This is a genomic window from Duganella phyllosphaerae (genome assembly GCF_001758785.1).
GTDB lineage: Bacteria > Pseudomonadota > Gammaproteobacteria > Burkholderiales > Burkholderiaceae_D > Rugamonas > Rugamonas phyllosphaerae.
Genome location: NZ_LROM01000102.1, coordinates 98,240 through 105,141, shown reverse-complemented (window position 1 = coordinate 105,141; position 6,902 = coordinate 98,240). Strand labels below are relative to the sequence as shown.

General features: G+C 65.8%; 6 protein-coding genes. 3 read left to right on the top strand and 3 right to left on the bottom strand.

Features of this window, described 5'->3' with window-relative positions; all coding sequences use genetic code 11:
* From DUPY_RS18650 to DUPY_RS18640, 3 genes are all read right to left on the bottom strand, one after another.
* Positions 1 to 555: enoyl-CoA hydratase/isomerase family protein (locus DUPY_RS18650; protein ID WP_070249941.1), on the bottom strand; the 555-nt coding region annotated here is incomplete at its 3' end.
* Positions 556 to 564: 9 nt separating this feature from the next.
* Positions 565 to 2,187 carry a carboxyl transferase domain-containing protein gene (locus tag DUPY_RS18645; protein WP_070249939.1) on the bottom strand — a complete coding sequence of 541 codons (1,623 nt, stop codon included), beginning with the start codon at positions 2,185 to 2,187 and terminating at the stop codon, positions 565 to 567.
* 30 nt (positions 2,188 to 2,217) lie between these two features.
* Positions 2,218 to 2,658 carry a YchJ family protein gene (locus DUPY_RS18640; RefSeq protein ID WP_070249937.1) on the bottom strand — a complete coding sequence of 147 codons (441 nt, stop codon included), beginning with the start codon at positions 2,656 to 2,658 and terminating at the stop codon, positions 2,218 to 2,220.
* A 143-nt stretch (positions 2,659 to 2,801) separates the two neighbouring features.
* Here DUPY_RS18640 and DUPY_RS18635 point away from each other — a divergent pair, with 143 nt between their 5' ends.
* From DUPY_RS18635 to DUPY_RS18625, 3 genes are all read left to right on the top strand, one after another.
* Complete coding sequence (locus DUPY_RS18635; RefSeq protein WP_070249935.1) at positions 2,802 to 4,082, top strand: MFS transporter; 1,281 nt, start codon at positions 2,802 to 2,804, stop codon at positions 4,080 to 4,082.
* 244 nt (positions 4,083 to 4,326) lie between these two features.
* Positions 4,327 to 5,907 (top strand): glycoside hydrolase family 10-like protein, encoded by a 1,581-nt coding sequence (locus DUPY_RS18630; protein WP_229255423.1) that lies wholly within the window; start codon positions 4,327 to 4,329, stop codon positions 5,905 to 5,907.
* Between the two features lie 8 nt (positions 5,908 to 5,915).
* Complete coding sequence (locus DUPY_RS18625) at positions 5,916 to 6,893, top strand: N-acetylglucosamine kinase (RefSeq protein ID WP_070249971.1); 978 nt, start codon at positions 5,916 to 5,918, stop codon at positions 6,891 to 6,893.
* Positions 6,894 to 6,902 lie beyond the last annotated feature (9 nt).

Sequence of the window (6,902 nt, the reverse complement as noted above, 5' to 3'; positions counted from 1 at the left end):
GGCCACCACTTCGTGGGCGAAGCCGATGCGCAGCGCGGTGGCGGCGGTGAACCGCTCGGCCGTCAGGAAGTACCGGCGCGAGGCCTGCTCTCCCATGGCCTTGATCACGTACGGCGCGATGGTGGCTGGAATCAGGCCCAGTCTCACTTCGCTCAGACAGAACTGCGCTGTATCGACTGCCACCACGATGTCGCACGCGGCCACCAGGCCCATGCCGCCGGCATAGCAGTCGCCCTGCACGCGCGCCACCACCGGCTGCGGACACGCGTAAATCGTACGCAGCATGGTAGCCAGTTGCAGCGCGTCTGCATGGTTTTCGGCGTGCGTGTAGCCCGCCATTTTCTTCATCCAGTTCAAATCGGCGCCGGCGCAAAAGGCCGGGCCGTTGGCCGCCAGGACGATGGCGCGCAGCGACTGGTCGGCGCCCAGCGCCGCGAACGCCTGCGTCAGTTCGGCGATGGTCGTCTCGTTGAAGGCATTGCGCACGTCGGGACGGTTCAGGGTGACGGTGGCCACTTGGCCGGCACGCGCGACGGTTAAAGTCTCGTAGGTCATCGCCGCTCCTTACATGCGAAATACGCCGAACTTCGTGTCCTCGATTGGTGCGTTGAGCGCAGCCGACAGGCCCAGGCCCAGCACCGTGCGGGTGTCGGCCGGATCGATCACGCCATCGTCCCACAGGCGCGCGGTGGCGTAATACGGGTGGCCCTGTTCTTCGTACTGCTGCTTGATCGGCTGCTTGAAGGCGGCTTCTTCATCCGCCGACCAGGTACCGCCCTTGCCCTCGATGCCGTCGCGCTTGACGGTGGCCAGCACGCTGGCAGCCTGGTCGCCACCCATGACGGAGATGCGCGCATTGGGCCACATCCACAGGAAGCGCGGCGAGAACGCCCGGCCGCACATGCCGTAATTGCCGGCGCCGAAACTGCCGCCGATGATGACGGTGAACTTGGGCACGGCGGCAGTGGCCACGGCCGTGACCATCTTGGCGCCGTGGCGGGCGATGCCTTCGTTTTCGTACTTGCGGCCCACCATGAAGCCGGTGATATTTTGCAGGAAGACCAGCGGGATCTTGCGCTGCGCGCACAGCTCGATGAAGTGCGCGCCCTTGACGGCAGACTCCGAGAACAGGATGCCGTTGTTGGCGATGATGCCCACCTTCATGCCGAAGATGTGGGCAAAACCGCACACCAGGGTGGCGCCGAAGCGCGCCTTGAATTCATCGAATTCGCTGCCATCGACGATGCGGACGATGACCTCGCGCACATCGAACGGCTTGCGGGTATCGACCGGAATGACGCCATACAGTTCCTCGGCCGGGTACTTCGGCTCCACCACCGCGCGCAAGGCGCCCTGCTGCGGTTTAATGCGATTGAGGTTGGAGACGATGGTGCGCGCCAGCGACAGCGCGTGCAGGTCGTTCTGCGCCAGGTGGTCGACCACGCCCGACAGGCGGGTGTGGACGTCGCCCCCGCCCAGGTCTTCGGCGGTGACCACTTCGCCGGTGGCCGCTTTGACCAGCGGCGGACCGCCGAGGAAAATCGTGCCCTGTTCCTTGACGATGATCGACTCGTCGCTCATGGCCGGCACATACGCACCGCCGGCGGTGCACGAACCCATCACCACGGCGATTTGCGGGATGCCCTTGGCCGACAGGTTGGCCTGGTTGTAAAAGATGCGGCCGAAGTGGTCGCGGTCGGGGAAGACGTCGTCCTGGTTGGGCAGGTTGGCGCCGCCGGAATCGACCAGGTAGATGCAGGGCAGGTGGTTCTGGTCGGCGATTTCCTGCGCGCGCAGGTGTTTTTTGACCGTGATCGGGTAATAGGTGCCGCCCTTGACGGTGGCGTCGTTACAGACGATCACGCACTCCTGGCCGGCCACGCGGCCGATGCCGGTGATGATGCCGGCCGCCGGCGCAGCATCGACGCCGTTGGCGTCCTGGTACATGCCGTAGGCGGCCATTTGCGACAGTTCGAGGAATGGCGTGCCGGGATCGAGCAGCATTTGCACGCGGTCGCGCGGCAGCAGCTTGCCGCGCGCGACATGCCTGGCGCTGGCCGCAGCGCCGCCGCCCTGGGCGATGGCAGCGACCTTGGCGCGCAAGTCGTCCACCACCGCCTGCATGGCGGCGATGTTGGTCTTGAAGTCTGCACTACGGGGATTGAGCTTGGTGTCGATCTGCGGCATGGTTGTCCTTTGCGCGTGGTCTCGTGTCGATTACTGCGGAAAATGTCCGTCAACGTAAAACCAGCGCAAGGCGCCATCGGCAGGATCGGCCTCGCGCACGAAATTGCTGACCTCGTGCAGCCGCTCGGCCCGGCCGCCAACCTTGAACCGTGCCACGAATTCCACCGTGTCGCGCTCCTCGTCGGCGTGTTCTGCTTTACGTTGACGTAAACGTAAAGAAGATTTTACCTCAAGTCCCAGCCAGTGCAATTTTTCCTCGGCGCCAAATAAAGGCTCGGTCGGACGGGTGCTGGCGTGCCAGGTCGCCAGCAGGTACGGCTCGTTGCGCTGGCCGTAGGCGGTATAGCGCGAACGCATCAGCGCTTCGGCCGTGGGCGCGATGGCGGCGCCTTCGATGTAAGGGCCGCAGCAGGTGGCCAGCGCGGGGCCGCCGCAGGGGCAGCGGGCGGACGCAGGGGACTTCTTGGACATGGAGGCACGGTGGGCAGGTCTGACAAGCGAGCATTATCCGTCAAATGGCGTGCTTGCGCCCGGCGCGAAGTTACACCAGATGAAGAAATAACAGGTGCCGCCCGGGAGCGGCGCCGTTAGACTAGCGCCGTGAGGAGAATTGTATGAGTCGAAGCAGTCCGCAGCAACGCAGCCCGTGGGCCTGGGTGCCCAGCGTGTCATTCAGCCAGGCCGTGCCGTACGTGGCGGTGATGTTGTTGTCCACCGTGATGTACAAGAATTTGGGCGTCTCCAACGACGACCTGGCGTTTTACACGTCGTGGTTGTACCTGCCGTGGGTGCTCAAGCCGCTGTGGTCGCCCGTGGTGGACTTGTTCGGCACCAAGCGCCACTGGACCGTGCTGATGCAGCTGGTGTCGAGCGCGGCGCTGGCGGCGGTCGCCTTTACCTTGCATTTACCGCAATTTTTTGCCCTGAGCCTGGCGGTGCTGTGGCTGATGGCATTCGCTTCCGCCACCCACGACATCGCCTCCGATGGCTATTACATGCTGGGTTTGCCCTCGCAGCACCAGCAGGCAGCCTTTGTCGGCGTGCGCAGCGCCTTTTATAAACTGGCGATGATTGCCGGGCAGGGCGGGCTGGTGTACCTGGCCGGCGAATTGATCAAGTCGAGCAACGATCCCGCGACTGCCTGGTCGGTGGTGTTTGGCATTACCGCAGCGATTTTCCTGGCGCTGTGCGTGTATCACCAGCTGGTGCTGCCGCGCCCGCAGGGCGACCACAGCACGGCCAAGACCGGCGCCCTGTGGGCCGATTTTGTCGAGACCTTCCGCAGCTTCTTCCGCAAGCAGGGCATCGGCTCCATCATCGGCTTCCTGCTGCTGTACCGGCTGGGCGAGGCGCAGCTGCTCAAGATGGCGGCGCCGTTCCTGCTCGACCCGCGCGCGCAGGGCGGGCTGGGCTTGACCACGTCCGAGTTCGGCCTGGTGTATGGCACCATCGGCGTGGTGGCGCTGGTGCTGGGCGGCATTGCCGGCGGCATCGTGATCTCCCGCTTCGGGCTGAAACAGGCGATCTGGCCGATGTTGTTCATCATGCACGTGCCGGACTTGGTGTTCGTGTACCTGGCCACCGCCATGCCCACCAGCATCGAAGTGATTGCCGGTTGCCTGGCCGTCGAGCAATTCGGCTACGGCTTCGGCTTTGCCGCCTTCATGCTGTACATGATCATGGTGGCCGATGGCGAGCACAAGACCGCCCATTACGCCATCTGCACCGGCTTCATGGCATTGGGCATGATGCTGCCAGGAATGATCAGCGGCAAGTTGCAACACCTGCTCGGCTACCAGAACTTTTTCATCTGGGCATGTATTTCGACCCTGCCCGCGTTTTTCATGACCGCGCTGGTGGACATCAAGCCCGGATTCGGTAAGAAGCAGGGCTAGCAATCGGTGATCGTCGCATTACAATACGACGCTCAAGGAAACCCCTAAAAACCGTAGCGAGCGGTTCGTTATCGTCGTGAGTAGCGCAAGCGTACGCAGGTACGCTGAGCAACGCAGCGGCGATAGCGGGCCGCGCAGTAGGTTTTTAGCGGTTTCCTCAACTGTATCGGGGAATGTTTTGGTATTCAATGCGAAGAAACGGCTGACCTTGAGCGCTGGCGTGGCCGGCGCCGTGGCTGCCATCATGCAGGGCTGCTCGAGTACGCCGACTGCGGTCGTGCCCGAAGGACCGGCCGCGCCGGCTGCACCCGGGGCCTTGCCGCCGCCGGTCACACCGACGCCGCCCAGCCTGGTCAACCCGCCGCCGGCGCCGCGCGAGTTCCGCGCCGCCTGGATTTCGACGGTTGCCAATATCGACTGGCCCAGCCGCAGCAATTTGTCTGCCGAAAAGCAGCAGGCCGAAGCCATCGCCATCCTCGAGCGTTGCAAGCTGCTCAACCTGAACGCCATCGTGCTGCAGGTGCGCCCCAGCGCCGATACCATTTACCCGTCCGCGCTCGAGCCGTGGTCGGAGTTTCTCACCGGCCAGCAGGGCCGCGCGCCCACCTACGACCCGCTGCAATTCTGGGTGGAGCAGGCCCATGCGCGCGGGCTGGAACTGCACGCGTGGTTCAACCCGTACCGCGCGCGCCATGCCACGGCCAAGTCGCCGCTGGCGCGCAACCACATGTCGTACACCCATCCCGAAGCGGTCAAGACGTACGGGCGCTACCTGTGGATGGACCCGGGCGAGCCGGCTGCCGCCCAGCGCACGCTGGACGTGATCCTCGACGTGGTGCGCCGCTATGACATCGACGGCGTCCACATCGACGACTATTTCTATCCTTACCCGATCGACAATACCAGTGCCGCCGGCGCCGAGGGCGTGGCCCTCGATGGCGGCAGCGCCGCACGGCGCGAACTCGATTTCCCGGACGAGCCGTCGTGGCAGCGCTACCTGCTCGGCGGCGGCGCGCTCGACCGTCCGCACTGGCGGCGCCAGAACGTCAATACCCTGATCGAGGCGCTGTACAAGGGCATCCACCGCGAGAAGAGCTGGGTGCGCTTTGGCATCAGCCCGTTCGGCATCGGCCGCCCCGACCGCCGCCCGACCGGCATCGTGGGCTTCAGCCAGTACGACAAGCTTTATGCCGATGCCGAACTGTGGCTCAACAACGGCTGGCTCGACTACCTGGCGCCGCAGCTGTACTGGCCGGTGGCGCAGGCGCCGCAGGCGTTCGGCGTGCTGCTCGACTACTGGCTGGCGCAAAATACGTACGCGCGTCACGTCTGGCCCGGCTTGTACACGAGCCGTATCGACAACAGCGCCAAGTCGTTTGCGCCCGACGAGATCGTCAAACAGATCGGCGTGACGCGCACCCGCGCCGGCGCCCGTGGCCACGTGCATTTCAGCATTGCGCCGTTGATGGAAAACCGCAAGGGCATCACCGACCAGCTGCGCGCCCGCGCCTACCAGAGCGCTGCGCTGGCGCCGGCCACGCCGTGGCTCGGCTCCGATCTGCCCACGGCGCCAACAGCGACCGCGCGCCGTGAAACCAACGGCACCGGCTTGCGCCTGTCTGCTGGCGCCGGCAAGCCGGTGAGCCATTACGCGATCTGGACACGCTACGGCGCCCAGTGGCGCTTCGCGGTGGCGCCCTCGTCGCGCCCGGTAATGTTGCTGCCTGATGATGCGGTGGCCGGCGCGGCCCAGGCCGTGGTGGTGAGTGCCGTTGACCGGCTCGGCAATGAAAGCACGCGCGTGACGGTCGCCTTGCAGGCGTGAGCTTGGTGATGAGCGTGAACTCGATGGCGCTCGGCATCGACGCCGGCGGCACCCAAACCCGCTGGGCGCTGGCCGATGCTGCCGGCACCATCGTGGCGGAAGGTTTTGTAGCCGGCATCTCGGCCAACCAGCTGGGCTCTGCCGCTGGTGTTGCGGCGGTGAGCGCAGTGCTGGCCGACCTGGCCGGGCAGGTGCTGGCGGTCGCCACTCCTGCCTTCGTCTGCGCCGGACTGACCGGCTTTGACGGCGCCGCCATGCCGGCCGCGCAGCTGGCCGCAGTGCTGGACATCGCGCCCGCAACGCTGGCCGGGTTCGACAGCCTCTCCAGCGCACCGGCCCTGCTGCTGGCCGCAGCACTGAAACTGAGTCCCGCAGCGGTCACGGTGCGCAGCGACATCGACATCGCCTATCTGGCCAGCTTCGCGCCGGGCGAGGGCTACCTGGTGGTCGCTGGTACCGGTTCGATCGCAGCGTGGATCGATGTGGATGGCAGCTTGCACCGCGCCGGCGGCCGCGGCGTGACCCTCGACGATGGCGGCGGCGGCTTCTGGATCGCGCGCGAGGCGATGCGCCATATCTGGCGCCGCGAGGATGAACAGCCGGGCGCATGGCAACAGTCGGCGCTGGCGCGCGCCGTGTTCGACCACGTGGGCGGCAGCGACTGGGCGTTCTCGCGCCAGTTCATCTATGGCCAGGACCGTGGTGCGATTGGCCGGCTGGCGCTGGCGGTCGCGCATGCAGCGGACGCCGATCCGGTGGCGCGCGCCATCCTCGAGCAGGCTGGGCGCGAGCTGGCACGCATCGCGCTGGCGCTGGTGGGGCGCTACGGCGCGCGGCCGATCGCCGTGAGCGGACGCGCCGCCACCCTGCATCCGGCCATCGTGCAGGCGATGCGTTCAGCGCTGCCGGCAGAACTTTCGCTCACGCAAATAAGTGTTCCGGCGCACCACGCGGCCGCGCGGATTGCACTACACTCCCACGCATGAGCATGTTGC